The sequence below is a fragment of the Streptomyces sp. NPDC002602 genome, from assembly GCF_042889445.1.
In the GTDB taxonomy this organism is placed as follows: domain Bacteria; phylum Actinomycetota; class Actinomycetes; order Streptomycetales; family Streptomycetaceae; genus Streptomyces.
In genome coordinates this window covers 165695-192101 of record NZ_JBIAQX010000012.1, presented here as the reverse complement: position 1 = coordinate 192101, position 26407 = coordinate 165695, and the positions used below count along the sequence as shown (strand labels likewise).

Below are 26407 nucleotides of genomic sequence, written 5' to 3'. Positions count from 1 at the left end.
CGCCCCCACCCACGACATTCGGGGCACGCGTCCCGCCGTCATCTCCCGTCGGCCTCCGAGTCGTCGCCGGACCGCCGATGGTCGATGTCGAAGGTGACCTCCCGGCCGCGGGTCGTCCCGTCGTCGCGGTGTAGGCCCGATGCGACGGAGAAGAGGAAGTCGCGTGCGTCCACACCCGATCCGCGCTGCCGCAGCAGGTCCGCGATGCGGGCGCGCAGGTCCGTGCGGATGCCGTCGGCCATGGCGGCGGTGAGCTCCAGGTCCCGGTGCGGCACCCGGCCGTCGCCGTGGCCGGTCAGCCGGACCGACGGCAGCGGCAGGCCGTGGTCACGGTTCCACAGACCGACCCGGACCAGGTGCTCGGCCAGTTGCTCGAGCTTGAACCGGCCCCCGTCGGCCATGGCGCCCGACTCGTCGAACGCGATGAACCGGTGCAGGGGTTCGCCATGCCCGTGGAGCACCACCAGGGTGAGCGGATTCGCCTCGGCCGAGTCGTGATCGGACAGCAGCGCCGCGTGCGTTTCGTGCATGCTCTCGCCCGGGCGCCGGCTGTAGGCGCGGAAGTACCACTGCTCCTTGCCCTCGACCATGGGGGCGGTCTTCAGCATGACGGTCGCGGCCTGCCGGAGCGTACGCTCCTGCTCCTGCGCGGGCGCGCGCCGGTCACGGGCCTCCTTCGCCGCGATCAGCGCCTGCGCCAGCCGGGCCCTCGCCCTCAGCGCGGCGGTGTCCTCCGTGGTCGCGCCCGCGCTTTCGGCCTGCCGCAGGCGGCGTGCCAACGAGGCCTCCACCGAGCGGAGTTCACCGGCGGATTGCCGCAGGTTGGCCTCGACCGCGTCGGTCGTCTCGGCGCGCGTCCGGCCGACCCGGGCGTGGTTCTCCAGGGTGAGCTGCGACCGCCCGTCCTCACTGGCCAGTACGACGGACGCGAAGTGGTACCCGTAGTGCGAGCCGTTCCCGCCGCCGGGCTTGGCGTAGTTGACGTCGAGGGACGGAAGTCCCTCGGCGTTCGCCGCGTTGACGGACTGGACGAGGTACCCCTCGCCCACCTCGGCCCAGGCGGCCTCGTTGATCCCGATCCGCCCGGCCGCCTCCGTCAGGGCGTCCCGCCCCGGATTGTCGGCGTACTCGTAGCTCAGCGCGCTTCCGTACTCCCGGCCGGGCAGCGGCGCACCGCCCTGGCCGCCGACGCCCCGGTCGTCCCGCCCGATCTGCGCGGCGGCCCAGGCCGGACCGGTGGTGGCCGGGGCCACCAGGCCTCCGGCAACGCGGGTGAGGGACTCCGCGAGGTGGTGCGTGCCGGTGACCTCCGCCGTGTCCAGAGCGCTGATCCGGCCGGTCGCTACGCGGTCCCCGGGTGCCCGGAACACCACGTGCGAGGCTCGGACCTCACCGGACACCATCTGCGCGAAGTCACGGCAGGCCTCCTCGTCGGAGCGCCCCGACCGGGTCAGGAACCCCGGTGCGATCCGCAGCAGCGGGGGATGGGGCAGCCCGTCCCCGCGCCGCAGGGTGAGGGAGACCGCGGGGTCCGCGGCCAGCCGCACCCTGCTCCCGGCCGCGGCGAGCCGCACGTTGGCGTCGTCGACGGCCTGCTGCGTGGCGTACGCGTGCCGGCTCAGGCCGCCGCAGTCAACGGCCAGCGTGCGGTCCTGCGAGACCTCGATCCCGGGCCGGTCGTGGACGAGCACATCGTCGAACCGCTGGACGGGCAGCACCAGGGCGGGGCTGTCGGGATCGGCCGGGTCGACGGCGTGGAAGGCCTCCAGCCGGGTGAGCGGCAGCCGTTGGAACAGCACCGAGCCGCCCGGGGCCGCGGTCGTGTACGCGTCCGTGACCAGTCGTGCGGCCCTCAGGTGGGCGAAGGGGTCGGCGTCCTGCGCGGTGGTCGCCTCCCACCTCGGGTCGGAGCCGGACAGCTCCATCCGCTCCGTGGTCCCGTGCCCGCGAATCGTCACCAGCCGCATGGTCGCGTCCACCGGGGTCCAGACACGGCTCCCCGTCGCGCTCCGGATGGCCTGGGGCAGGCCGAGGGAACCCTCCGCGAGCCCGCGCACGGCCAGCACGATGTCGGCGCCCGGCGGCCGGTGCGGGTCGTTCGCCACCAGGGCGGCGAAGTCCTCGGCCTCGGTCAGCCGGACGGTGCCCAGCGGCGTCCGCAAGGTGACGTGGTCCCCGCCGGCACGCGCCATCACGACGTACGGATCGACCCACGGCGCGCTCCGCGTACGGCTCTCCCCGCCGTCCCTGACGACGGCGTACCGGTCGACGTCGAGCGGGGGCCGCCCGGGCCCCGCCCAGTTGCGGCCGTGCTCCGTCCGGGTGTCGTCGTGCAGCACCCGCCGGACCAGGTCCTCGACGAAGGCGCGGTCACGGCCCGCGAACGGCGCGGGGGCAGGGGCGCGCGGCAGCGGAGCCTGCTCCGGGTCCGGCGCGAGCAGCGCCGTGCGTGCGGCGCCGCGGCTGAGGCCCGGTGCCCCCGTCCCGGTGCGCGGCAGATCGCGCAGGACCGGCCCGGAGTCGGTGACCGCGCCGATGGCCCGGATGTACGCGTCGGGTACCTCGAACGTGTCGGTGCCGGCCATCACCCCGCGCCGGTCGGCCTGCCGCTCCAGGCGGCGGAACAGCGTCGAGGCATCGTGGTAGCGGTCCGGCAGACCCGCGTAGTGCAGCAGCTCGTGGAGTGCCCGGGCGTCGTCCGCGAGCCCCTCACGGGTGCCCAGCGGGAAGGTGAACTGGTCCCATTCCCGCACCGGTCGAACACTGCGGCTGATCTCGATCGCCTCCGGATGGTCGGGGCGGTGCTCCACCTCCACGTCGATGTGCAGTTGGTCGCCGGAGCCGGGCAGCCTGCGCCCGTCGTTGACGTGGGCGTCCAGCAGTGCCTGGAGCCGGTGGCCGTACGCACCCAGGTCGCCGGCGCCGAATCCCGCGCCGAAGCGCACCGGCAACTGCAGGGAGACGTTGCGGATCCAGCGGCCGTCGTCCGCCTGGATGCGGGCCACCGCCATCCGGACCACGACGTCCCGCCCGGCCAGCGCCCCCGGACCCGGCCGTTCGGCCGCCGGATCGCGCGCCGGGTCGAACCGCTCGGTCCGCAGCACCGCCCACCCCGCCCGCTCGCGGCGCTCCCGCCACTGTCCGGGGCGGACGGGCGGGGCTCCCTCCCGGACCGCGTGTACGGGAGGCCGTTCGGCCGGCATGTGCGTGACGGTGACGACCGCCCGGCGCCGGGCTTCCGGAGTGTCGTGGGCGGGGTCCGTGCCGTGCGGCAGGTCCGAGCCGCGGGACTCGCGCGCGATCGACAGGGCGGAGGCCGTCAGCGGGGACCCGAGGTCACGCAGGTGCGCGTCGAGGCGCCGGACGAAGACCTCGCGGACGCCCTCCGCACGCTCGGCGCCTACCTGGACGGCCCGGCCGAAGTGCGGCCGTCCCGCCACGGACGCGGTGCCGTGGCCGGTGATCGTCACCTCCGGCAGCGGCAACCCCGCCTCGGCGTGCCGGACGGTACCGCGCGCCACGACGGCGGCCAGTGCGTCGAGGCGACCGACCTCAGCGGGGCCGAGCCCGGTCGAGTCCTCCGCCCCGAACGCCACGGCGCGGGTGAGCGGCGGGCCGGAAACGGCGGCGGGCCGGCCGGTGCGTCCGGAGGTCGCCGCCGGCTCCTGTAGAGCGGTCCGCGGCGTCTGGGGCGCCACCTCGTCACCGCGGAGATCGGCGACGCGGCTGTGGGGTGCGGCAGCGGGGGCGCGGACACCGCCGAGGACAGCCCGTTCGGGCGCGGCGGCCACGGACGGCGCGGGCGCCGTCTCCGGTGGGGTGGCGGGCGGTTCCGCAGCGGACGGGGGCCGGACCACGGGCCGGGCGTGGACGAGTTCGGCGTCGTTCACGCCGGGGAGGAAGCGGAGCAGCGGCTCGCCGCCCTCCTGGTGCGACTCCACGATCTTGCTGAAGATGCCCTTGCTGAAGGGCGAGGACGGCTCCCAGTCCATGTGGGCGCCGTGCATGACGGCCATGTCGTTCGCCATCATCTCGCCGACCACACGGTCGTACGGGCTGCCCTTGAGCCGGGTGCTGCCCGGGGTGCTGATGTCGAACACGTCGTGGTCGCCGGTGATCTCGCGCCAGCCCCCCTGCGGGTCCCGGCCGTACACCAGCCCGTCCTCGACCTTGAACCGGCCCTCGGCCGCCAGGGTTTCCATGACCGGCGCCAGCGTGTCGAACTCCTCCGTCCGCTGGGCGAACCGCGCCTCGATGCGGCTCCAGGTGGCGGCGTCGGTGTCCCCGCGCTCCGGCATGACCGGCCGGAAGTACCCGATCAGCCCTCGGTGTTCGGCCCTGGCCCCCAACCGGGTGTCCAGGTCGTTGATCGACTTGGCCTTGATGTCCTTCGGTTTCGGGAGCTTGCCCTGGTCGAGCCAGGCGGGAGCGGTCGGGTTCGTGGGCCGGACATCGATCCTGAGCCTGTTCCTGGTCGCGACCTCCTGGAACTTGCGGAAGTTGCCCTCGGGCATGCCGTAGCGCGCACGCGCCTCGGCGGGGGTGACCCCGGCCGGGGCGCCCGTGCCGGAGCCGCCGGCACCGCCCGAACTGCCGGTCGGGGTACCGGTGGTGCCCGACGAAGTGCCGGCGGTGTCGGACTGCGGGGCGCGCGGTGTGACCTCGCCGCCGCTGCCCTGTCCGGCCTGCTGCCGGTTGTACGCCTCCCAGGCCTGCATCTGGATCCGGGTCTGGATCTGGCGGTGCACCTCCCAGACCGCGGGGAAGTTCGGGAGGACGTGCTCGACGAAGTCCGCGTACATCTGGCTCGGCCCGTGCGGATAGTGCTCCAGGGGCGTGTGGAAGAAGGCCTCGGCCTGCGCCAGGTACTGCTCGACGTCGTACTCGACCAGGTGCCGGTACTGCCGTACGACGTCGCGCACCGCCCCGTACCGGCGCTGGACGTGGCGGACGCGGTCGGCGTCGAAGGCGTCGCGGTCCTGGAACCGTCCGGTGAGCCCCAGCTCCTCCCGGATCGACTGCACGTCGGCGTGGCCGAAGCCGCGCTCGTTGCCGTACGCGTGGACCGGTTTGCGCCACCAGGAACCCGGATCTGCCGGCTGGTACGTCCCCTCCAGGGGCCCGCCCGTGTCGAACTGCTTGCCGTACCTGCCCGAGGCGGTGGGCGGGTCGGCGATGACGACGCGCTCGTACCCCGGCGCGAGGCCGCCCTTGCGGGTGGTGCCGGTGCCGTCGCTGTCGTGCCACGCCTCCATGCGGTGGGAGCCGGTCGCCCCCGACTCCTCCAGGTAGTGCACGTCGTGGCCGATGAGCGCGACGGCCTCCAGGTTCCCGGAGCGGAACCCCAGGTGCTGTACGCCGTGCTGCCGGGCGAGGCTGTCGTACAGCCGGAACTGTCCGGTGCGGGTGTCGCCGCCCCAGGCGGCCAGCGCGGGTTCGGTGCCCCGCCAGAAGCCGGTGACCTGGTGGATGGCGTCGGTGCCCAGCTCGGTGCGCATCTCCCGCACCAGGGCGTCCCACTTGCCGCCCTTGCCCGCGTCCGGGTGGGCGTCGCCGGTGATGATCACCGCCTTGTAGTCGCCGGCCAGGTTCCGCAGGAGCTGGCGGACGCCCTGGAAGCTGGTGTCGTGCTCCATCCGGCCCCGGAGGTCCGACCACTGCGTGGCCTTGCCGGAGAACCGGGACCACAGCACCAGGACCCGGCCCTCGCCCGGCGGGATCCGCACCCCCCGCCCGGCCAGCCACGCGTTGACCTCGGCATCGCGGTCCTCGTTCAGGTGCCAGGCATCGCGGACCCGGCCCCGCAACTCCTCGGAGAACACCCGGCCGATGTGATCGGTGCCGTCGGTGACGCCCCACAACTCCTTTACCTGGAACATCTCGTGGAAGTGCTTGTTGATCCCCCACTGCTCCTGGGCGATGCGGGTGGCCTCGTCGTTGAGGGCGGGCCAGACGTTGCCCTTCTCCAGGTTCGGCACGTCGACGTGGTGGACCCGATCGGCGGGGATGCCGCTCTCCAGGTAGAACGCCTCGATGGCCCGGGACTTGTCGCGGACCGGGTCGTGCCCGGGAAGGCCGGCGTCCGGTCCGCGGGCGATGAGGACGTGCCGGTTCGGGTCGTGGAGCAGCGAGGCCAGGATGCCGAACTGGTCGCCGGACGCGTAACCGGGCTGCATGATCAGGGAGTTGTCGGGCGAGTACACCGGCGGACCGAACATGCGGGGGGCCACCGAAGGTGACTCCGTCCGCTGATGGCCCCGGTTCTCGCCGCGGTCGTCCGCCGCGACCTCGTCGCGGGCCGGGTTGCCGTCCCGGCCGTGGCGCAGGGGGTCGGAGACCGGGTCCACCCACACGTGGCTGCGCTCGTTGGCCGCGGCGCCCCGCCAGGCCCGCGCCCACTGCGCGTCGTACGGGAGGGCCGCGGCTGCCGGATCCTCGCGGCGCGGTGCGCCGGTCCGCTGGTCGAGGTCCCCGACGAGGGCGGCGATCAGCCGCAGATGACGGTCCCGCAGGCCCGCCTGCCGGAGGCCCTCGGGCGCCGGGGAGCGGTAGTCGCCCTGCAGGCTGCCCTCGACGGCGGGGCGGTGCGGGGCGCTCGTGTCGCGGTACTCGTCGCGCAGACCGATCTGATGGGCCAGTTCGTGCGCGTAGTCGACGGGATCGGCGTCGGGCCACCACGACCGCTGGTCCATGCCCCGGTCGCGGCCGACGAGGTCGACGGTCAGGTGCGGTTCGTCGCCGGGGCGGGCACGCAGCACGGTGACGTGCAGCCGGTCGCCGCCCGGAAGGCGGTACTCCGGCCCGTTGAGGAACTCCCGGACACCATCGGCCATCCGGCTCCAGACGGCCTCGGTGTCGTGGCGACCGTCGCCGCCGCCCCGGAACGCGACCCGGACGGTGAGGTCGGTGACGGACTCGCCCCGGTAGGTGAACCGGCGGGCCTCGAAGGCGGACCGGACGACGAACCGCGGGGTGCGATCGAGCGCCATGCGGGGGGCGGGCGCCGGCCCGCCGGGAACGGGGCCGGGCGGCGGCGCGGACCCCGGGTCGCGGGTGGCGGCGCCTTCCATGGCGCCGGTCGTGCCCGTGGTCGTGCCCGTGGTCGTGCCCGTGGTCGTGCCGGTGGTCGTGTGCGCGGCCGGTGCGGCCGCCGTGTCCGCGGTGTCCGAGGTGGTGACGGTGACCGTGGCGCCGGGTCGTTCCGGCACGGGGTGCGGGCCGGTGGCCGCCGGTGCCCGTGGTCCGGTCCGGGGGGCGGTGTCCGCCGACGCGCCCGGTCCGGCGTGCGGTGCGCCGGCCGCCGACGCCTGCGGCCCCGCGTGCGGGCCGGCGCCGGCCGACGGGGTCGGACCCGTCTCCGTACGGACGGAGCGGGACGGGTCCGACCCCGGTCCCGCCGCGGCGTTGGGACCGCCGGCTGCGGCGGCGCCCGCGGTTCCTGCTGCCGGTCCGCCGGGCGGTGCCGCGGGGGCGGCGGCGCCGGGACCGCCCGAGGGCGCGGGACGGTTCACCTCGGCGGGCGCGGGGCCGGCGCCCGTACCCGTGCCGGTACGGACAACCGGCGCAGTGGTCGCCGGTCGGGCGGAGCCCGCGCCGGGGGCGCCGGACGAGGCCGCGCCGGATGCGGTCGTACCGGACGGAGCGGCGCCCGAGGGGGCCGGTGCGGCGGCGTGGCCGGGGCCCGAGGCCGTCAATCCCGGGGCCGGGCCGAGCACGGTCGCGAAGCCGGGCAGGCCGCCGTCGCCGGGAGTGGAAGCCGGGGCGTGCGTACCGCCGGCCGCGCCGTGGACGGCCGGGGCGCTCTCGGTGCGCGGCGCGGGGAAGCCGGCCCCGTCCGCTCCCGTACCCGTACCCGTACCCGCTTCCGTTCCCGTTCCTGTGCCGGCCACGTTCACGGGATCGGCTCCGTTACCCCGTCCCGGCTCCGGTGCGACCCGTCCCGCAGACGGCGGCGGGTCGGACAGGGCCGCCTTCTCGGCCGTCGGCAGCCCGGGGAGATCGAAGCGCAGGGCGTCCGGCACGTTCAGGTGCACCGGGTCGACCTCGATCGTGGTTCCCTTGCCGCCGAAGCGCCGTCGGCCGCCGCCGCCCAGGGCTCCCAAGGCGCCCGCGGAGATGGACGACCCGAACTCCTCCTCGCCGCTCTTGTAGATGCCGTACATGATTCCGGCGGTTGCCACGCCGGTGGCCGCGCCCAGCACCACCTTGCCGAGCAGCGCGTGCGCGAACTTCGGCGCCAGTACGCCGCCCGCGCCGAAGAAGACACCGCCCACTGCCCCGCCGATGGCGCCCGAGACGACGGCGGAAACGGTGTTGTCCGTGCTCCACTCGGTGCGGTCGCCCTTGAGGAACTGGATGGTCTGGACGGCGACGTCGAGACCGACGTTCATCGCGACACCGGTGGCGACCGAGATGAGCAGCCGGCGCAGGATCATCTTCACCGCGATGCGGGCGCCGGTGACGGCGAGCGGGATGACCTCGGGTGCGAAGAAGGCCCACTGCGCGATCTGGGCGGCCAGCAGGACGAGCTGGCCGAGGATCATGTACTTGGAGTACTCCACCTGCACGGCGGTGTGCCTGCCGAGCTTCCCCAGTTGGCCGGCGGACCGCGCCATCTCCGGGATGCTGGACTCCAGTTGTGTGACGAAGCCGCGGAACTCGTCCGCGACCTGTCCACCCACGCTCTCCAGGACCCCGTTCCCGGAAGCGCCGATCTGCTCGCTGATTCCCTTGAGCTCCTGCGCGGCCTCGTGCCACGCCTGGCCGAGGGCGTGCAAGCCGTCCTCGTTGCCCTTGGGCCAGGACTGTCCGACCGCCAGCCGGGCGACCCAGGCGAGCTCGGGGGGCATGTCGACGCTCATGTGGTGCCGTGTTCCTCGGTAAGGGTGATGGCCGGTGCCGGTGCCGGTGCCGGTGTAGGGCCCGGGAAAGATCCGAAAGAGACGGCTAGCGGCGGGAGCGGTGCGGTGACACGTCGCCCCCCGTGACCGGGTCGGCGGGCGTGATCGCGCGGAGCGCCTCGACGTTGGCCTCCTCGGTCCGCTGGAAGCCCTTGGCCATGGTGCGGATGCCGTCGACGGTGCTGTGCAGCACCTCGGCGGCGCCGGTGATGCCGTGGCCCAGTTGCCGTTTGGGCTCGGCGTACTGTTCCAGGAACTGCCGGCCGCTCTCGTCGTCGCCCCAGCACGCGCCGAGGGCGGACAACCTGCCCTCCAGCTTGGTGGCGACGGACCTGATCCGTCCGGCCAGTTCCTGGACCTGCGGCGCGGCCTGGTCCAACCGGTCGGTGTCGACGGAGAACGTGCCGTCACTCATGGGGATCCCCCTGGAAGCCGTGGTCGACGTAGTCGCGTACGGAGTCCGGCATCGCCGGCTCCTCGGGCAGGACGGCGCCCGGGTCGACCCGCCCCTGGAGCAGGTCGGGCACGGTCACGCCGGGCGGCAGCCCTTCCGCGAGTACCGCGGCGACGCCTTCCAGGGCTTCGGACCTGGCCTGGCGGATGGTCGTGAGCAGGACGTCGGCCAGCTCCTTGGGCGCCATCCTGCGATAGGCGCCGGTGGGGAACTCGATCGCGGTGACCTCGCCCTGGGCGCCGACGGTGATCTTCACCGCCTGGCGCGGGGCGGTCGCGGTCGACGTGGTCCCGTTGACGCGCTGCCGGGTCTCCACGGCTTCCTCGCGCTGTCGGCGGTACTGCTCCAGCAGATCCTCGATCTGCTGGTCGTACGGGCTGGACACGTGAACTCATCCTTCCTCAGGGCGGTGCCGGCAGGTGCGGGCCGCCCTCGGACGGGCGGCGTGGACTCTCAGTACGCGGCGGTGGGCCCGCCGGGAACGGCGCCCCACGTGCTCTCTTCCTGGACCAGCAGGTCCGCGATGCCCCGACCGGTCCGCTCGGCCGCATCCCCGTCCGTCTCCTGCTCCCGCACCGTCTCGGCGTCGGGATCCACGGCCTCCTCCTCGGGGCCGCCGTCTCCGCAGCCGGACACGCGCGGAACGCCGCTGATCGCCGCGGGCGAGTCCCCGGGAGCGGAGCGTTCGGGCTGCCAGGTGCTCCGCGGCTCACCCGCCACGCCCGGCCCGCCCTCCTCCGGGGCCGACCGCGTCTCCCGCCCCTCGGGAAGCGACCACAGCAGCGGGACGAAGGCGCCGGCGCCCGCCCCGGCCTCCCAGGCGGTGAAGTCCTCCTCGGCGCCGTCGGCGACGGGCCGTAGGACGACGGGGCTCCCGGCGTCGCCGGCAGGCGGCAGCCCGTCGGACCCCACCGCGACGGGAGCGACAGCCGTCGCGGTGGGGTCCGACGGGGCGGCGTGTGCGGTCCCGGCGGGCGTCGCACCATCCTGCGCGACCCCGGCCTGCGGTGCGTGGCCTTGCTGAACGCCGGCCTGCGGTGCACCGCCCTGCGCCGTGCCGCCCGTCGTGGAGGTGGCGGCCCGAGCGGCCCCGGCCGCGGACGTCCCGGTACGCGTGTCCTCCCCGCCGCTCCCGCGGGTGGCGGAGGTGGTGCGCGCACCGGTGGCGGGCGCACCGAAGCCGGGCAGATAGGGCACGCCGGGCAGGGCGCCCTCCGGCGCGCCGGCCTCGTCGTCGCCGTCCGCCTCTTCGGCCTCCCAGGGCTCGGCGCTCGCGTCGAGGAGCCCCGAGGCGTCCGAACGTTCGCCGACCCCGTCGCGGCCACCGCTCGCCGCGCCCGCGCCTCCCATGCCCGGCAGGTACGGCATTCCGCCCGTGCCCAGGCCTTCCCCGCCGGCCGCCGCGCCCGATTCCGAGCCCACGTCGTCCCCGCCGGTGGCAGCCTCGCCCTCCCACGGTTCGGCGCTCGCGTCGATCAACCCCGAGGCGTCCGTGGGCTCCGACCCCTGCCCCGCCCCGCCGGCGCCGGTGCCGCCCATGCCCGGCATGTACGGCATCCCCGACGACGTCGCCATCTGCGACGGCATGCCCGAGCCGTCGGTGAGGCCGCCGGCCAGGCCCTCGGTCAGTCCGCCGCCCAGTCCGCCGGTGAGGCCGTCGGTGAGCCCACCGCCGAGGCCGTCGCCGATCCCGGTGTCCCCGAAAGCGGAGGGGCCGGCCGAGGACAGGCCGTCCAGGCCTTTGAGGCCGGAGGCCGTCGGACGGCCGGCGCCGAGGCCGCCGAGCCCGCCCAGTCCGCCGAGTCCCGGAAAGGAGAGGGGGTTGAGCGCATGGTCGAGGGCCGAAGGGTCGAGGCCGTCCAGGCCGAGGTCGCCGAAGCCCGCGCCGCCCGGGCCCCCGCCGTCCAGCCCGGTGCCGTCGAGGCCCAGGTCGCCGAGTCCGGCACCGCCGAGCCCGGAGCCGTCCAGCGCGGACGGATCGCCCGGGAAACCGGACGGGTCCAGGCCGCCGAGCTCGCCCACACCGCCGAGCCCGGCGCCCGAGCCGGACCCCGCGTCGAGGCCGGTGTCGGGCATCCCGGACAGGTCCGCGAGGCTCCCGGTGCCCCCGATGCCGCCGTCCGGCCCGCCCGGGTCGGGACCCGGCCCGGGATCGCCGTCACCGATGCCGGGGCCCTCGGGATGCTCGGCCGGGGAGCGCACCGGCACCGGATTGATGATCGCGTCGGTGGTGACCTGGTAGGCGTGCGCCAGGCTCTTGAGCACGCTGCGCATGTCCTCGTTCATCATCTGGACGAGTTCGGGCTTCCGGCTGATCGGGATCAGGCCGTTGGACATGGGCGTGACACCCATCGCGATCGCCTGGTTCGCGTACCAGGTGTCGATCTGCGCGATCTTGTTCTGTGCGCTCCGCAGGGTGATCGCGTTGTTCGCCAGTTGGTGGGGGACCGAGTGGTCGCCCGTCGAACCGCCCGACAGGACGTCCGCGTTGGCCTTCACCTGCCGGGAGAAGCCGGTCATCATCTCCAGGAAGGAGTCGGCCGCGGCCCCGCTCCACGGCCCGTTCTCGCCCGCGAGCGCCTTGGCCTGGTCGACCAGGCTCTTCGTGACCCCTTCGAGGGTCCGCTGCACGTGGTAGAACGCGTTGGCGGCGTCCAGGAGTGACTGGGGGTCGGCGACGGCGCGCGCGTGGGACTCGTTGGCGGCGGTACCGACACCGGCGGACATGCCGGTGATGGCCGCCATGATCTGCTTCCAGTCCCAGTTGTCGTAGTCGGCCAGGCTGCCGGTGGACGATCCGTCGGGATTGCCGAAGATCGTCCCGTCGTCGCCCTGGTGGAAACCACCGCTGTTGTAGTCCGCCACTGTCGCTCTCCTGTGTGCACTTCGCCCACGCCCACACCACCGCGTGGATCTGCGGGGCCGCGGTCGGCGTTCCCGGCTCCGGCGGGCGGGCCGCGTTCCGTCGGAGCCCGCCCGGCTCAGGCCGGGGCGGTCGGCGGCGGGGTCCCGGCGCCGGTCGTCCCGGTGCCGCCGTTGGCGGTCATCATCGTGTTGAAGTCGGCGCCGGTGTTGCCGAGGGCGTCCGCGAGGTCGTTGGCCGTCATGCTGTTGGCCTCCTCCGTCGTCCCGTAGTTCCGGCTCAGCAACCGCACCCCGTCCCGCAGGTCCGTGAGGCCGCGGACCAGGGCCGACAGGGCGTCGCCGTAGTTCTTCTTGAGCCCCGCGTCGGCGTTCGGACCGTTGACCTTCGTCCGCATGACGTTGGCGTGGTAGAACGCGCCCGGTGCGACGGAGGAGTCGGCGAGAGCGGTGGCGACGGTGCGTACCGGCTGGATCAGCAGGTCGATGTTGCCGGCGAACAGCTCCATCGACGGGGTGCTGACCGACGTTCCGTTCGAGCCGTTGCCGCCGGGCACCGGCGGGGGCACGAACGGGTGCAGGTCGCTGAGGATCCCCGGCGCGTGCAGGACATCGGTGCCGCCGTTGTAGGCGTGCGGGTCGCCGGAGCCGGTGCCGGAGCCGCCGTTGCCGTCGCCGTAGTCGTTGTTGTTGATGTTCGGGTCGCTGTTGCCCCGGTCGGCGGTCTCGTCCGTGATCGCCACGTCACTGCTCCCAGAGACTCACACCGTGCCGCTCGCCGGCGTAGTACGCCGCGTTGATGTGGCCGAGCGAGTTCGTGGCGTTCTGGGCCTGCGTGACCATGTCGGTGGCGGCCGCGTCCCACTTGGCCTTCGCCACGTCGTAGGTGCTGCGCGCGTCGCTCGTCCACTCACTGAGGTGGATCTTGGCGCTGTCGTCCAGGTCGCTCAGGGCGGCCTGGAGCTTCTTGCTGATCGCGGCCATCTCACCGACGACGTACTCGATCTGGTCCATCTTGACGGTATAGGTCGTCATCCTGCGCTCCTGGGATCTGGCGGGTCGGGGGGCGGGGAGGCCGTCGGCCTAGAAGCCCGGAAGCGGCGTGACCATGCTCTTGTGGAGCTGGTTGGCCGCGTCCGTGGTGGCCTGGTGGGTGGTCTTGTAGCTGCCCGTGTTGGCCTGGAGCTTCTCCAGCATCAGGCCGAGCTGCTGCCGTACCGAGGCGAAGTCCTGGAGCCAGGTGTCCATGGCGCTCTGGAAGGTGCTGGACGCGTCACCGGACCAGCTGCCCCGCAGGGCGTCGATCTGGCCCTGCATCTGGGTGTAGGTGCTGTTGGCGTCGTCGAGCGCGGACTGGAAGCTGCCCGCCGCGGACCGCATGCCCGCGATGCTCACCGATGTCGGTTCGCCTGCCATGGTCGTTCCTCTCCTCGCGCGGTCGTTGTCTCGTGATGATGGCCGGGGCCGGAGACGGCCGGTGACCGGCCCCCGGGCACGCTGCCCGACCGACCGCCCATCTCTGCCCCTTCGACCCGTCAGGTGGCCGCCGGCGTGGCCTCCGGCAGCATCGCCGCGGGCGTCGCCTCCATCGACGGGAGGTCGTCGACGAGGTCCGCGAGAGCCAGTTCGCGGGCCCGCGCGCGGCCCGCGACGCGGTCCGCCAACCGGTGCGCGCCGTGGGCACCGTGGGCCGGGTCCTGCCCGGCCAGCGCCGCCGTCACGGCGCCGGGCACCTCGAAGCCCAGTACGGTCAGACGCCGTCGGGTCAGTTCCGCGAGACCTGCTCCGGTCCAGGCGGGCAGCCGCAGGTACTCGGCGAAGACGCCGGCGAGATCGGTGCGGTCGCGCAGCAGCTCCCGCAGGCGCGCCCCGCTCCCGGACAGCACCAGGACCGCGCCGTACGCGTCGCGGGCCTCGGCCTCGGCGGTCAACGCGTCGATGACGGCGTCCCGTTCGGCGGCCGGGCGGCTCTCGAAGGCGGCATCCGCCTCGGCCACCAGCACACCCCCGGCGGCCTGCCGGAACACGTGCCCGAGGTAGGCGCGCGGTTGGGACGGCCAGCGCGCCGGAACGGCGGACAGCGGCACGTGGTCGAGCGCACCCGACGGTACGACGCCGGACTCGGCCAGGGCCCTGCCGTAGGCCGCGGCCACGGCCCGGCGTCCGCTGCCGGGCGCGCCCTCCAGGACGATGTCCGCCGGCCCGGCGGTGCCCTGGCCGAGCTCCACGAGGGTGTCGACACGGGAGCCCAGTGCGTCGGCCACCGCGCCCAGGCCGGTGAGGGCGGCCAGATGACGGGCGGCGGGGGCGGAGGCCGGCACCTGAGCAGGTGCGCGCCGTGCTGCCGGGGCGGGCGTCGCGGCCGGGGGAGCGACGGCAGGCGACCGCCCTGCCGGGGGCGGCGGAGCGGGAACTCCCGGCGCCGGGGCGACATCGGCGGCGGTCAGGCGGCTCAGCTCGCTGTCGTGCCCGGCTGCCTGCGTGGCGAGCCGGGACGCCTGGGTGCTGATCATCGTCTCGAAGACCTGACGGGCGACGCGCCCGTTGCCGAAGGTCGGGCCCTTGGGTACGTCCACGAAGTAGCGGGACAGCGCCTCCAAGGCGTCGTCGGCCAGTTCGTAGCAGTGCTTCGCGCACAACCCCCGGACGATGGTGACCAGTTCCTCCGGGGCGTAGTTGGGGAACTCGACCGTGCGGGCGAAACGCGAGGCCATGCCCGGGTTCGAGGCCAGGAAGCGGTCCATGTGCTCGGAGTAGCCCGCCGCGATCACCACGATCTCGTCGCGGTGGTCCTCCATCATCTTCATCAGCGTCTCGACCGCCTCCTGGCCGAAGTCCGGCCCGGTGCCCCGTGACTGGTTGGTCAGGGTGTAGGCCTCGTCGATGAAGAGCACCCCGCCCAGGGCCCGGTTGAACACCTCGGTCGTCTTGATGGCCGTGCCGCCGATGATCTGTGCGACCAGGTCGGCGCGGGCCACCTCGACGATGTGGCCCTGGGCCAGGATGCCGAGCTCCGCGAGGACCGCCCCGTACAGCCGGGCCACCGTGGTCTTGCCGGTGCCGGGCGGGCCGGCGAAGACCAGGTGGCGGCTCATCGGCGGCATGGGCAGGCCCATCTCCGAACGCCGCTTCGTCATCTTGTTGAGGTTGATCAGCCCCGTGACCTCGTGCTTCACGCTCTCCAGGCCGACCAGCGCCTCCAGTTCCGCAAGTGGTCCCGTCCCGGAGTGGGGAGCCTCCGCGCCCCGGAGGGAGGAGACCGCGGCGAACGGGCCGCCGACCGCGTCGCCGGCGGCCGTACGGCCGTCACCGCTCGTGCGGGCCCGGTCGTCGAGGGTGTTGTCCGAGAAGGCGCAGTTGCTCAGGTCCGTGCGGGCATCGGCGTGCGCGTTGACACCGTGGCCGCGGGCGCCCGTCATGCGGCATCCGACGGCGGTGAGCGTGCCGCCGGCGAGCACCCGGACCGCGTCCGTGTCCGAATCGGTGAACTCGCAGTCCTGCGCCGTCAGTTCCGCGCCCTCCCCGACGGTGATCCCGCATCTGCGCAGCGCGCAGCCGGCCAGGAACGCGCTCGACTCCCCGGCCAGCGCGAGCCCCTGCCCGCCGCCGCCCAGGGTGATCGAGCCGTCCCGCAGGGTCAGACGGGCGCCGCCCTGAGCCAGGACGCCGGCGCCGGACGTACTGGTGACGGCGAGCCGCTCCAGTTCGACGGAGCCGGAGTCCGCGGCCTGTACGGCGGCGGTGACGGCGTCCCGCACGACAAGTCCCGCACCCGATACGGTGCTTGCGGCGCCGGTGACATGGAGTCCGACCGGGGTGCCGCTGATCTCGCAGTCCTCCAGGTGCGGGCGGGCGCCCCCCGCCACCTGGATACCGCTGCGCGCCGCACCGGACACCGTGCAACCGCGCAGGCGGGGCGCGGCGCCGTCGGCGATGTGCACCGACTGCCCGGCCGAGCCGGAGAAGGCGCAGTCGGTGAGCGTGGTCTCGCCTCGGCTCGTGAGGTAGGCGTCCAGCACGAGGCTGTCGGTCACCGTGACCCGTCGCAGCACGGCCCGGGCCTGCTGCTCGACGGCGACGGCGGGCTTGCCGCTGCCGGTGATCAGAGTGTCCGCGACGGTCGCCACCGCACCGCCGTTGACGCAGATTCCGTTGCCGCGGGGGCGGATCAGCCGGCAGTCCCGTACGTCCAGGGCGCCCTGTTCGGCGACCACCACCGCCGACGAGCCGGCCTCGGTGACCTCGGTGTCCTCCAGCACGTTGCCGCCGCGCGAAGTGACCACCACACCCGCGCCGTTCGGGTTGGCCACCCGGCAGCCGCGGGCCGCCAGGGTGCCCTCGTTCCACGCCAGCACCGCCGTCCAGGCCGCGCCCTCGACCAGGCATCCGTCCAGCGCCGTCTGGCCGCGCCGCAGGTCGAGGACGGGGGCCTCCGGGTCGGCGCCGGACAGGACGAGCCCGGAGAGCCGGACCGCCTCCGCGTCCACCACGACGGTGCTCCCGGTCGGCGCGTGCACCCGAACGGTGCCGGCGTCGCCCTCGGCGGCCAGCGTCACGGCGCGGGTGATCTCCAGCGACTCCTCGTACCGCCCGGGAGCCACCGTGACCAGTGCCCCCTCGACGGCCTCGGCCAGCGCGCGGGCAATCGTTCGGTGGGCTCCCGGACGGTCGGGGGACACCAACAGGACCTGCCTGCTCACGGCTTGGCTCCTTCTGCACGGTTCGTACGGGTGGTGGTGATCAGCCCGGGCGGGTCGGCGCTCCGCGCCCCGGCGTCGGTGCCGGCCTTCGCCAGGGCGTCCAGGATGTTCTCCAGCCCCTTGAGGGCCATCTCGTCGAACTTCGCCCGCTGGGCGCCGACCCTGCCGTCCTGGCCGATCTCCGACGGCGACACCTCGCGCATCAGGACGGTGTCGTCGTCCGTGCGCAGCACCTTGAAGGCGGTACCCGGCAGGAACAGCACCCGGTCGGGGACGGCCGGGTCGAGCGAACTGGTCCGGCGGGCGGTCATCGACCAGATCAGGACGTCGGTGGCGCCGCTGCCGCGCGGGCCGGCGTGCAGTGACGTCCGGGCGTGGCAGAACGCCCATTCGACGGCCAGCCTGCCCTCCCCGTACCAGGCGCGCTCCGCGTCGGTGAGTCGTGTGCGCAGCAGGGCGGGCCCCCGGTAGGAGGGCAGCCGGCGCAGTCCGGCCGTCACGCAGCGCGCCAACGGCACGTGCGGGCCGGCGGTCGCGGTGCGTACCGCGGCGTCGGCGGTGCGGCTGTCGCCGGACAAGTACAGGCGCACGGCGACCAGTTCGGTCAGGGCGTCCGCCGCCTCCGCTCTGGAGCCGCCGCGCAGCCCCGGCGACTCCGACATCACCCGCGATACGGAACCGGCCATCGCGTTGTACTGCTCGCTGAACGTCCGGCGCACCCAGTCCCGTTCCTGGGCGATGCCCCGCTCCGGCGGCAGCGCGCAAGCGGCCGTCCCGGGCACGGGCTGCACCCGGACCCCCGCAGCCCCACCGGTCGCCGTGGCGACCGGCGGCGCCACGGCCGGCCCGGGCCCCGCGACCGGTGCGGCGGGGCCCGCCGGCACCTCCTCGGGCTCCGGCGCGGGCGCGCTCGACTCCAGCCGGAACCGGGGCGCGGCGGGCCGCACGAGCCGTGCCGAGGCCACGGCGGGCGCCCCCGCCCCGAGAGCGGGCCCGGGGTCCTGTGGCGGTGGCTGAACCGTGCCGGTGGCGGGCCCGGACGCGGACGCCTGTACCGGAGCCGGGTGGTGCTCGGAGGGCCGCGGCGGAACGGGACCCGCACCGGTCACCGCCCCGGACGCGGACGCCTGTACCGGAGCCGGGTGGTGCTCGGAGGGCCGCGGTGGTGCGGGTACCGACGCGGAGACCGGGCCGCTTCCGGAGAGCCCGCCGGCGACGTGGGGAGAGACGCCGGCGGAGGGATCGCCCGTGACCGACGCCGGCGGCACGGGAGCCACCGTGCGGGATCCGGACGCCGCGGGGTCCGGGGGCGCGCCGGCCGGGAGCGCCGAGCCCAGTGACTCCGTCCGGACGCGCGGCAGAGCCGATCGGGCAGCGGGACGCTCGGCCGCGGGCAGGGCACCGTCCGCCTCTCGGGCCGCCGGAACGGCACCGCTACCGCCGCCGGCGGCCTCCGAGACGGGCCGCACACTCGCGGCAGTCGCCGCGACGGAGCCGAGGCCCTGTTCGTTCTCCGAGGCGCCGGACGGCAGCGCGATGTCCTCCCGAGGCCGCCCACCGGGCGCCGCGTCCGCGCCCGACGGCATGGCCGCGCCCACACCGGCTTCCTCGCCGTGCGGTGCCGGGGCGCGTACGACGGCGTCCGCGCCCGACGGTTCGTTCCGGCCGGACGGGGGTGTTCCGGCGGACGGCGTCGCCGCGCCATCGGGGTGGTCCGCGCCGTGCGGTGGCCCGGTACGGGCCACGGCGGTCGCGCCCGACGCTTCGTGCCCGCCGAGCCGGTGTCCCGCGCCCGCCGGCGCCGCCCCGTCGACAGTCCCTTGAGTGCCGGGCGCGGCGGAGACCGAGGCGGGTCGCGCCCCGCCGCTCCTGGCCGGAGCGTAGGCCGAGGCGCCGTGCTCACCGCCCGGCAGGGGCCGCGCGCCCGACGGGAGGCCGGCGTACAGGACGACGCCGTGGCCCAAGGCGTCCGCGAGGCCCTGGCCGGGGGCGATGGACCCGGGGGTGTCGAGCGTGCCGTGCACGACGAACCGCACCGCGGACCGGGCGCCCGGCAGCACGGTGTCCCAGTAGCGGGCCACGTCGGCGACGGGCAGCGGCGGAGCGCCGGGGCTGCCGAGGACCACCAGGAGGTGCCGGGGGTCCGCGGGGACAGCCTCGACGGCACGCCGATCGCGGCCGGGGAGCGACCCCTCGCCGGTGTGCCGCAACCACACCCCGCACGGGACCGGTTGAACGGTCGTACGGGCTCCGGCCGGCCGGGGGCGGGCCGGAACGGCGAACTCCCAGTCCGGTTTGGGGAACCGCTGCGCGTCGGGCTCGGCGGGCCGGCCCGGCCGGAACCGCAGCCAGGCGGCTCCGTCGTCACCGGGCACGAACAGGCCACCCGTGGCGGTCGGGACGAGCGCGCCGTCCGGGGCGAGGACCAGCCGGCCGAGCCGGTCGGCGATCAGCCCCGCGGCCGTGCGCACCTCCTCGCCCCTGTCCCGGCCGAAGACCAGCCGCAGGCTGCCGTACCGGGAAGGCGACAACAGCCTGGCCACCGCCGCCCACCCGTCGGCGAGGGCGCCCGCCGGCAGGTCCACGACGACGAGGGTGTGCTGCGGATCGTGGGCCAGCCCGCCCGCGAAAGCGGCCGCCCGCTCGTCGAGCCGGCCCTTCGGGTGGACCAGGACGGCGTCGCCGACCGGCGTCGCCCGCAGTCGGAGCCTCACCCGGCTCACCCCCGTCCCGCGGCGGCGCGGCTGAGGACCGGCCCGTCGGGTATGAGCGCGAGGACGCCCGCCGGGAGGGAGAGCCGCGGCTTGGTGTCCCCGAGACCGAGGGCCCGTACCGCGGCCTCGTCGGCGAGCCGGTACTTCACGCCCTGTTCGGTGACGAGGTACGGGTCCCTGCCGCCGGCCGGCACCGCCAGGACGCCGCCGCCCGCCGGGAGGACGACACGCCGGGAGCCGAGACCGGCGACCGTCAGCCGCACCTGGCCTGAGGAGAGTCGTCTCAGGCACACGGTTGCGCCTTCCAAGGGGCGCACGCCCACGACGTCCGGTATCCGGTCGGTCGGGCCGCGGTCCGTCGAGACGGGGACGACCGCGATGTCCGCCTGAGTGACCTGTCGCGGCCCGGGCGCGCCGGGGCGGGCGGCGAGCAGCGCGTACGCGGTCGCGTTGACCGGGACGAGTCCGTCCGAGCGCAGCAGATAGTGGTGCTCGGTCCCGCCCGCGCTGGTGCGGAACACCTGTCCCACTCGGGCGGGCTGTCCGGCGACCGTCCCGGACGCCGTCCCCGCGCCGGACGGCACGGGAGCGGCGAGCGGGGCTCCGGTGGGCACGGCGGCGAGCCAGTCCGCGGTGGCGGCGAGGACCGCCTGGCCGTCCAGACCGAGGGCGATCAGGGTCGCGTCGCCGGGAACGGGGTACTTGACGCCCCGCAGCAGCAGGAACCGGGCCCCCGCGGGATCGGCGAGCAGCACCTGACGGTCGGCCGGCAGCGGACGCAGCGCGTCGGCGGCGGCGCCGAAGACGAGGGTCTGCCCGGCGCCGGCCGGCGCACGGCCCACCGGTCCGCCGCCGGGCAGGCAGCGCGCCCAGGGGCCGGCCGTCAGCGCGGACGCCGCCGGGACCGTGTCGGGCGCGCCCGGGATGCCGACCGGAGCACCGTGCGGAACCCCGGCCAGGTCCTTCGTGGAGACCGACTCGGGTGCGGCACGACCACCCGCGATGAGCAGCGCGGAGGCCTGGTTGCGGGTCGGGCGCAGGGCACCGTTCGCGTAGACGTAGCGGTTGCCGGTCTCCTTCTCCACGACGACGGCCCCGTCCTTGCGCCAGTCGTCCTTCGCGACGGGGGAGACCAGCCCGTACACGCCGAACCCGGCGCACAGCAGCACGACCAGGGCCACTCCGAAGACCGAACCGAGGGCGGAGCGCCGGGTCGGGCTGTCGCCCCGGCCGGGGTCGCCGCTGACGAGGGCGGATGCGAGCCGGCCCATGGCGAACTGGTACGCCTGCACGTGGTCGCGTCGAGTCTGCACGTTCGCCCGCCCTAGCCCGCGAGACCGCGGAAGTACGTGTACGCGTGCAGCACTTGCAGCAGCAGCGGCAGCAGGGCCAGCGCCGTGACGATCTCCAGGAGGTCGCCGAGGTGCCCCCAGACCGGCAGCAGCCGGGCCCGCGGCAGCCGCCACGCCCCCGCCAACAGCAGGACCGCCGCGGCCAGCAGCACCAGGAGCGCCACGGCCCGCCCCGCGGGCCCGTTCTGAGCGGTGCGGACCACGAGGACCAGCCCCAGCCCGTACGCGCCCGTCAGCACCGCCGGCATCCGCTGGAGGGTTCCGTTGGTGCCGCGCGCGCGAAGCAGTACGGCCAGACTGAGGGCGAGCGGCAGCAGCCAGCCCGTCCAACCGTGCTCGCGGACGGTCAGCAGCCACAGCGCGACCGCCCAGACCAGCGCGGACGAGATGCCGATCATGTCGAGGCAGGCGGTGGCGACGGAGACCCGGAGGGACACCCGGGTGCCCGGCTCGGGCTCGATGTCCAGTTGGAGTTCCCTCGCGTCGTGCGGCAGTTGGGGCACGCGAAGCCGGGCCGTGCGCAGGGCGAGCCGGGGAGCGAGGTGCCCGAGGACGAACAGGGCGACGGCGACCGCCGCGCCGGCCTGTTCGGCGCGCAGGCCGGTGCCTTCGGCGAGCCCCGCCCCGGCGGCCGCCGCGACCGCCGTCAGCAGCACGGTGCCCGGCACCACCAGCGGCAGCGCGCCCAGTGCGAACAGCACGCCGGCCAGCGCGATGACACATCCGGCGCCGAGGAGCACGCCCGTCAGTCCGGGCGCGTGGCCGCCGGACGGACCTTCGCGCAGGGTCGTCCCGGCCAGGGCGGCGAAGCCGAACGCGCCGAGCCCGGCGACCAGGACGCTGCCGCGGTCGGCGTGCATCCGGGCGGCCGCCGCACAGGCCGCGGCCAGCACGAGGGCCACGACGCCGGCGACGGCGGCGGTACGGGGGCCGGTGCCCGCGCCGAGCAGCGCGGCGGCGAGGCCGGCCAACGCCAGGCAGGCCAGGCCGATGGCGAGACTCCGGGTGAGTCCGGGGCGCCACCGCCCCGGGCCGTCGCCGACGGCGTGCGCGACCCCGTCGGACACGTCGTCGAAGTGCAGGGCGGGCAGCGGCGCGTCGGCCGGCCGCAGATGCAGGACGTCGCCGTGGCGCAGCCCGGCGCTCGCCGGGGTGGCCTCGGGGGAGAGGGGCTCCTCGCCGAGCCGCTGGAGCACCCACGGGATGCCGGCAGCGGCGCTCCCGGCGCCGAGCTGCCGGAGCAGCACCGGGAGCAGGGCGGACACGGGGGTGGTGACCGGGACGGACAGGTCGGCACGGCCGTCCGGCGTCTCGACGGTGACGCGGCAGACCTCGGTGGCCCGTCCCGTCAACGGTGCGGCGGTGGTCATCGTGCTCCTGGGGTGGGGGCGGGGGGCGTCGACACCAGGCCGGTCTGGACCAGCTTGACGGTGCGCCGGGTGACGAGCTGGGCGCGCCCGGCGGGCAGGGTGCGGGGCTTGGCCTCGCCGATGAACTTGCCCTCCTCCTTGGGGTAGGAGAACAGCAGCGCCGGATTGCCCAGTTCCCACATGCGGCGGACCAGCGGGTCCATCACGGACCGCATCGCGCCCGAGGTGCTGCGGGCGACGACCAGGTGCAGCCCGATGTGGGCGCCCTGCGCGAGCAGCGGCACCAGCGGCGTCATCGGGGCGACCGAGCCGGGCGCGCCGGAGAACAGGTCGTAGTCGTCGACGAGGATGAACAGCAGCGGACCGCTCCACCAGTCCCGCTTCTCCAACTGCTCGGGGGAGACGTCGGCGCCGGGCTGCCGCTTGCCCACGGAGACGGCGGCGCTCTCGGCGAGCTTGCCGAGCCCGTCGTTGTCGACCACGTACCCGACGCGGTACTCCTCCGGCACGTCCTTGAGCAGTCCGCGGCCTGGGTCGGCCAGCAGGATCCGGGCCTCCTCCGGCCGGTAGCGGGTGGTGATGGCGCGGATCGCCAGCCGCAGCGCGTTCGTCTTGCCGGTCTCGCCGTCGCCGTACACCAGCAGGTGGGGCGTGGAGCCGAAGTCGTGCCAGAGGGGCGCGAGCCGCTGCTCGTCCCAGCCGAGGCAGAACCTCAGGTCGCGGGTGTCCGCGGGCGCGGGGAGCCGGCGGGCGTCCAGCGTGGCCGGCAGCAGGCGCACTCCGGGAGCGCGGCCGCCGGTCCAGAACGTGTCGATCTCCGCGACCGCCGCCTTGGTGGCGGCCGTCAGGTCGTCGGTGCGCGAGGAACTGTCGAGACGGGGCAGCGCGGACAGGAAGTGGTGGCCGGATCCGGTCAGGCCCCGGCCGGGTCGGTGCGGGACGCCGGCCGCGGCCCGGGACCCGACCTCGGACTCCATCGAGTCGCCGAGACGCAGTTCGAGCCTGGTGCCCAGCATGTCCCGCAGTCGGGGACGCACTTCGGACCAGCGGACGGCCGACACCACCACGTGCAGACCGAACGACAGCCCCCGGGCGGCGAGTTCCATCACCCGCTGCTCCAAGTCCTCGTAGTCCTGGCGGAGCGTCGCCCAGCCGTCCACGAGCAGGAAGACGTCCCCGTACGGGTCGTCGACCGCGCCGGTGGCGCGCAGCGCCCGGAACGCCGCCATCGACTCCAGCCCCCGGGCGGCGAACAACTGCTCCCTGCGTTCGAGGAGCTGCGACAGCTCCTCGACGGTGCGCAGCACCCGGTCGCGCTCCAGGCGGGTCGCGACGGAGCCCACGTGCGGCAGCCCGGCCGTGGACACCAGGCCACCCCCGCCGAAGTCCAGGCAGTAGAACTGCACCTCGGCCGGCGTGTGGGTCAGCGCGAGCGACAGCATCAGCGTCCGCAACACGGTCGACTTGCCGGTCTGGGGCGCGCCCACCAGACCCACGTGCCCGTCGGCGCCGGACAGGTCGGCGACCAGCAGTTCGCGCAGTTGCTCGAAGGGACGGTCCACCATGCCCAGCGGCACCCGCAGCGCGCCCTGGGCGCGGGGGTCGGCCGCGCCCATGCCGCGCTCCGGGTCGGGCACGATGCCGGGCAGGAGCTGGTCCAGGCCGGGCGACTCGGACAACGGGGACAGCCAGACCTGACGTGCGGGCGGGCCGTTGTCCTCCAGCCGCCCGACGAGGACGTCGAGGAGGCTGTCGTCGGCGCTCTCGGCGCCTTCCTCCGCATCCCCCGTCCCGGAACCCTGGTCGCGCAGGGCCTCCTCGGCGAGCGAGACCAGCGCCGAGGCCTCCTCCGCGCGGACCGAGGCCGGCGGCCCGCTCTGCTCCAGCCCGAAGGCGGTCACGTCCAGCACCTGCCCGTCCGCGTGTCCGGTCTCCGCGGGGGCCTGCGGGGCGGGGGCGGGGCCGGAGACGTACGCGGCCTTGAACCGTACGAGGTTGGTCGTGTCCACCTTGAGGTAACCGTTGCCGGGAGCGGACGGCAGTTCGTAGGCGCTGGAGGTGCCGATCACGCTGCGGGATTCCATGGAGGAGAAGGTGCGCAGGGCGAGCCGGTACGACAGGTGCCCCTCGACCCGGTGGATGCGCGACTCGTCCAGGCGCTGCGAGGCGAGGAGCAGATGCACGCCGAGACTGCGCCCCAGCCGTCCGATCGACACGAACAGCTCGACGAACTCCGGCTTGTTCGCCAGGAGTTCGGAGAACTCGTCGACGATGATGAGAAGGGAGGGCAGCGGTGCGAGGGTGGCTGCCCCGGCGCCGCGCGCCTTCTCGTACTCGTAGAGGGAGGCGAAACCGGCCGAGCGCAGCAGTTCCTGGCGGCGGATCATCTCGCCGTTGATGGAGTCCCGCATGCGGTCGACGAGGTGCAGTTCGTCGGCGAGGTTGGTGATGACGGCCGACGTGTGCGGCAGCCGGTCCATGTTGAGGAAGGTGGCGCCGCCCTTGAAGTCCACCAGGACCAGGTTGAGGATCTCGGAGGAGTGGGTGGCGGCGAGGCCCATCACCAGCGTGCGCAGCAGCTCGCTCTTGCCGGAGCCCGTGGCGCCGATCAGCAGGCCGTGCGGCCCCATGCCGCCCTGCGCGGACTCCTTGAGGTCGAGCTCGACGATCTCGCCGTCCTCGGTGACCCCGATCGGCACCTTGAGCCGTGCGTCCTGCGCGAGGCGGGGGCGCCATCCGGCGGAGACGTCGAAGGCCCGCACGTCGCGGATGCCGAGCATGGTGGCCAGGTCGAAGTCGGACTCCAGGGGACGGTCCACCAGGTCGACGCCGCCGCCGGTACGCATCGGGGCCAGGGTCCGGGCGAGCGTCTCCGCCTCCACCGACCCCAGCCGGTCGGCGATGCCGGAGACGGTCTCGGCGCCGTTGGGGAAGTCGACGCGGCCGCCGCGGACGGAGAGCCGGAGCACCTTGGGGCCTCCCGGCACCGCCCCGGTGAGGTCGAGCAGCACGACTCCGCGCACCCCGGCGCCCAGCAGCCGCGAGGTCTCGGGGAGCCGCACGCCCTGGGCGACGATCACCGTGAACGGCTCGGCGACGCCGGGCGAGGACGCGGGATCGTGGTCGGGCCGGTCGCGCAGGTCCGGCCCCAGCAGGTCGAGCAGCGCCTCGTGGTCGCCGGCGGCGAGGCGGACGGGACCGGCGGCGTCCTCCTCCTGCGGGTGGGCGTTGTGCGGCAGCCACTTGAGCCAGTCCCACGCGCGGCGCGCGGCCTCGTCGCCGAGGAACGCGATCCGCAGTTCGTCGGGCGAGTGGAAGACCGCGAGCCGCGCCAGCATCGCGCGGGCCAGGTCCAGCGCCTCCGCGGTCTCGCCGGTGAACTCGACGCTGGTGAAGCGCCGCAGGGACACGGGCACGGGCAGGAGGGGCACGGTCTGGTGGGCCCGCGTGAAGCGGCGCAGCGAGATCGCGCACAGCGGCTCCAGGTCCTCGACCGGCTTCGTCTGCGGCGGCAGGAACTCCAGGGCGGCGCGGCGGGTGCCCAGCCCGATCCGGACGCGGGCGAAGTCCTCGTGGGCGGGCCTGCGTTCCCACAGCCGGGCGCCGAGGGCGAGTGCCCACAGGTCGCCGGCGTCCGGGTCGTCCCACAGCAGCGCGGCCCGCTGCCCGTCGGCGGCCTGCCGGGCCTGCGTCCGCTTCTGGCCCAGGTAGCGCAGGTAGTCGCGGCGTTCGGCGCGCATCCGGCGGCGCCGCTCCGCGCCGGGCCGGCCGACCTGCGTCAGGGTCATGCTGACCATCGCGACGCCCATCATCCCGGCCATCATGTACATGGTCATGCCGCCGCTGCCGACCGAGAACATCAGCACCATCGCACCGGCGCCCAGGCCCATCGGCAGGTACATCATCACCGAGCCGAAGTCGGCGGTGGCCGGCTCGCCGAGCACGGGGGGCTCGGCGAGTTCGACCTGTCCCTCGGGCATCGGCGGACCTTCGGCACGCGGCGAGCGCTTGGTGACCACAGTGCTCAACGTGCTTTCCTGCTTTCCCGCGGCCGG

At 74.9% G+C, this 26407-nt stretch carries 12 protein-coding genes; all 12 read right to left on the bottom strand.

What is annotated here, in order from left to right; all coding sequences use genetic code 11:
- Positions 1–38 precede the first annotated feature (38 nt).
- The gene (locus tag ACFYW3_RS27520; RefSeq protein ID WP_389387647.1) at positions 39–8861 is read right to left on the bottom strand and encodes a hypothetical protein; all 8823 of its coding nucleotides are present in this window, start codon (positions 8859–8861) and stop codon (positions 39–41) included.
- Between the two features lie 85 nt (positions 8862–8946).
- Positions 8947–9315, bottom strand: a complete 369-nt coding sequence (locus tag ACFYW3_RS27515; protein WP_351763784.1) for a WXG100 family type VII secretion target — start codon at positions 9313–9315, stop codon at positions 8947–8949.
- Complete coding sequence (locus ACFYW3_RS27510; protein WP_389387646.1) at positions 9308–9739, bottom strand: YbaB/EbfC family nucleoid-associated protein; 432 nt, start codon at positions 9737–9739, stop codon at positions 9308–9310. The genes ACFYW3_RS27515 and ACFYW3_RS27510 overlap by 8 nt, the downstream gene beginning before the upstream one ends.
- A gap of 68 nt (positions 9740–9807) precedes the next feature.
- On the bottom strand, positions 9808–12219 hold the full coding sequence (locus ACFYW3_RS27505) for a hypothetical protein (protein ID WP_389387645.1): 2412 nt from the start codon (positions 12217–12219) through the stop codon (positions 9808–9810).
- Between the two features lie 116 nt (positions 12220–12335).
- Entirely contained in the window at positions 12336–12959 is a 624-nt protein-coding gene (locus ACFYW3_RS27500) for a hypothetical protein (RefSeq protein WP_351763611.1), read from the bottom strand.
- Position 12960: 1 nt separating this feature from the next.
- The gene (locus ACFYW3_RS27495) at positions 12961–13251 is read right to left on the bottom strand and encodes a WXG100 family type VII secretion target (protein ID WP_351378890.1); all 291 of its coding nucleotides are present in this window, start codon (positions 13249–13251) and stop codon (positions 12961–12963) included.
- A gap of 48 nt (positions 13252–13299) precedes the next feature.
- Positions 13300–13632, bottom strand: coding sequence for a WXG100 family type VII secretion target (locus ACFYW3_RS27490; RefSeq protein ID WP_389387644.1), 333 nt, complete (start codon positions 13630–13632; stop codon positions 13300–13302).
- Positions 13633–13751: 119 nt separating this feature from the next.
- On the bottom strand, positions 13752–16916 hold the full coding sequence (locus ACFYW3_RS27485) for a right-handed parallel beta-helix repeat-containing protein (protein ID WP_389387643.1): 3165 nt from the start codon (positions 16914–16916) through the stop codon (positions 13752–13754).
- Positions 16913–19630 carry a hypothetical protein gene (locus ACFYW3_RS27480; RefSeq protein ID WP_389387642.1) on the bottom strand — a complete coding sequence of 906 codons (2718 nt, stop codon included), beginning with the start codon at positions 19628–19630 and terminating at the stop codon, positions 16913–16915. The genes ACFYW3_RS27485 and ACFYW3_RS27480 overlap by 4 nt, the downstream gene beginning before the upstream one ends.
- A 5-nt stretch (positions 19631–19635) precedes the next feature.
- Complete coding sequence (gene eccB, locus ACFYW3_RS27475; RefSeq protein WP_389387641.1) at positions 19636–20943, bottom strand: type VII secretion protein EccB; 1308 nt, start codon at positions 20941–20943, stop codon at positions 19636–19638.
- 11 nt (positions 20944–20954) lie between these two features.
- Positions 20955–22352, bottom strand: coding sequence for a type VII secretion integral membrane protein EccD (eccD, locus tag ACFYW3_RS27470; protein WP_389387640.1), 1398 nt, complete (start codon positions 22350–22352; stop codon positions 20955–20957).
- Entirely contained in the window at positions 22349–26371 is a 4023-nt protein-coding gene (gene eccCa, locus ACFYW3_RS27465) for a type VII secretion protein EccCa (protein ID WP_389387677.1), read from the bottom strand. Before eccCa ends, eccD begins: the two co-directional genes overlap by 4 nt.
- Between the last annotated feature and the right edge of the window lie 36 nt (positions 26372–26407).

Excerpts from the sequence above, each read along its gene's own strand:
- ACFYW3_RS27520 (WP_389387647.1), bottom strand. The coding sequence starts at position 8,861 with ATGAGCGTCGACATGCCCCCCGAGCTCGCCTGGGTCGCCCGGCTGGCG.
- ACFYW3_RS27515 (WP_351763784.1), bottom strand. The coding sequence starts at position 9,315 with ATGAGTGACGGCACGTTCTCCGTCGACACCGACCGGTTGGACCAGGCC.
- ACFYW3_RS27495 (WP_351378890.1), bottom strand. The coding sequence starts at position 13,251 with ATGACGACCTATACCGTCAAGATGGACCAGATCGAGTACGTCGTCGGT.
- ACFYW3_RS27490 (WP_389387644.1), bottom strand. The coding sequence starts at position 13,632 with ATGGCAGGCGAACCGACATCGGTGAGCATCGCGGGCATGCGGTCCGCG.
- eccD (WP_389387640.1), bottom strand. The coding sequence starts at position 22,352 with ATGACCACCGCCGCACCGTTGACGGGACGGGCCACCGAGGTCTGCCGC.